Raw genomic sequence first — 1,846 nt, forward strand, 5'->3', positions numbered from 1 at the left:
TGAATTGCGTGACGAACTGGCTGATGCCCGACGCAAGAAATTGAACGGCGAGACAGGTTAACAGAAACCCCATAATTTTCGTCACAGCTTGCATACCGTGATCACCAAGAAACTTTTCGATCCAGTTGGATGATAACAAGCCGATGTAAGCGATGATAGACATGATCGCCACGCCGATGGCGATAACCACGTGGCCGAATATGGTATGATCACTCGGAATTTGGGATGAAAAGCCCATAACGACGGCTATTGATCCTGGGCCGGCCAAGCTTGGCATCGCAAGCGGTGAAAACGAATAATCAAGATCTGCTTTTTTAATTTCCGCGGGATCGGCATCCACTTGCGATGACGTATCCTCGCCGGAAAAAATCATACGCAATGCCAATATCATGATGATGATGCCGCCCGCGACACGAATGCCGGGTAAGGATATTCCAAAGATTTTTATTATGCCGTTTCCAAGGAGCATGAACACAGTCAGTATAAGGAATGCATAAATGCTCGTCTTCCTTGCTTGCGCTCGCTTGTTTTCCTCGCTCATGCGTTTCGTTAGCGACATATACAGCGGGATAGTGGTCAATGGATTCATAATGGGCAAAAGGCCGATCACAACAATCGAAACGTACTTTACCAAGTCAGTTGTTAGATCCATTTCTGAAGGCCTCCAATTTTGTCATGCCACGAGATTGCTGCTTAATTACCGATAATGTTGGCTTTAGGTAAATACAAATGCGCAAATCAGGGAATAATTTTCTAATAGAAATCAAAATCATTTAAATTTGAATTCTATTATTTATTTATATGATGTGTTGCATATCGGCATGATTTCAATAAATTAATTATTATATAGGAATACTGTAGATCACTGTTTATCTTTGCGGGGTTTTTGAATGTGCACGCGAGTTCTTTGGTCCGATGCTAATGGCCTGGTAATAGCTGGTCGTAACATGGATTTTTATAAAGATTTGATGACGAACCTCTGGACACAACCCCGGGGCATTGAGAGAAACGATGGGGTCCACGGAGATTTAAAATGGACCTCGAAATATGGAAGCATCGTGGCCACCGCTTTCGATATCGTTTCTGTAGACGGTTTGAATGAAGCGGGGCTCGCAGGGCATATTCTATGGTTGGCAGAGTCAGAGTATGGTGAGGTGAACCAAGACAGGCCCAAGCTCAGCCAGGCGATATGGTTGCAATACTTTCTCGATAACTTTGCTACTGTCGCTGAAGCGGTCTCGTGGATTGAGGCGACGAACGTTCAAGTCGTGCAAATGGACGATCCGACAGGCGGCGTTCCTTTGGCCCTCCATCTGGCACTTGAGGATGCCAAAGGGGATTCGTGCATTATAGAGTATGTTGCTGGCAAGCCAGTTGTTTATCACAGTGCTGAATACCGCGTAATGACAAATTCACCGACCTATGATCAACAATTGGCACTGGTTAAGAGTATTAGTGGCCTTGGCGGAACTCAGCCAATACCTGGCTCAACGAAAGCGAGTGATCGTTTTGCAAGGGCCAGTTATTATGTCAGTCGCTTGCCGCAACCAAAAACTGAAGTGCAGGCTGTCGCTTCGATGATGAGCGTTATGCGCAATGCAGCTCAACCATTTCGAATTCCAGATCCGGAAGCGCCTGAAGCATCGCAGACTTTGTGGCAGGTCGTGGTCGATCTTACCAATCAGCGTTATGTCTTTGAGTCAACCACGCGTCCAAACATTGTCTGGGTGAACATTAAAGATTTAAATCTAGCCGTTGGCGCCGAGCAGATGAAGCTCAATCTGGTTGAAGATCTGACTATTGAGAATGGTATTGCCAGCGACGTTAGCAACGAATTTAAAAACGT

Annotated in this window: 2 protein-coding genes; one reads left to right on the top strand and one right to left on the bottom strand. The window is 45.6% G+C overall.

The features are described 5' to 3' along the window. A partial coding sequence (locus CEV31_RS13195; RefSeq protein WP_143850946.1) for a MarC family NAAT transporter occupies positions 1-652 on the bottom strand: 652 nt, incomplete at its 3' end. 295 nt (positions 653-947) lie between these two features. On the opposite strand from CEV31_RS13195, the gene CEV31_RS13200 reads away from it, so the two are divergent. Next, a partial coding sequence (locus CEV31_RS13200; RefSeq protein WP_235818104.1) for a linear amide C-N hydrolase occupies positions 948-1,846 on the top strand: 899 nt, incomplete at its 3' end.

The organism is Brucella thiophenivorans (assembly GCF_002252445.1).
Lineage (GTDB): Bacteria > Pseudomonadota > Alphaproteobacteria > Rhizobiales > Rhizobiaceae > Brucella > Brucella thiophenivorans.